This is a genomic window from Sedimentitalea sp. XS_ASV28 (genome assembly GCF_041224545.1).
Lineage (GTDB): Bacteria > Pseudomonadota > Alphaproteobacteria > Rhodobacterales > Rhodobacteraceae > Sedimentitalea.
In genome coordinates, this window is the sequence record NZ_JBGFGP010000123.1 from 1 (window position 1) to 282 (window position 282).

1 protein-coding gene is annotated in these 282 nt (G+C 62.8%); it reads left to right on the plus strand.

Annotated features, from left to right (window positions below; translation table 11 throughout):
- The coding region (tnpA, locus tag AB9K34_RS09305) for an IS200/IS605 family transposase (protein WP_369954145.1) at positions 1 to 214 on the plus strand (214 nt) is incomplete at its 5' end.
- Between the last annotated feature and the right edge of the window lie 68 nt (positions 215 to 282).

Consider the following 282-nt stretch of genomic DNA (forward strand, 5'->3'; position numbering starts at 1 on the left):
AAAGGTGCTGACCCGGGCATTACGGCTGCGGGTGCGCGACATCTGCCGGCAGGTGTGCCGCGAGAACGAGGTCGACATCTTGCGCGGGGTGCTGTCGAGCGATCACGCCCACATGTTCGTCTCGGTGCCGCCGAAGCGCGGAATCTCGGATCTGGTGCGCAAGATGAAGGGCCGTTCGTTCCACAAGGTGCAACGGGAGTTTCCAGCCATCTGAAAGCGCTACTGGGGCTGCCGGTTTTGGGGGCGAGGGTCCTTTTCAACCACCAACGGTGCCATCACCGA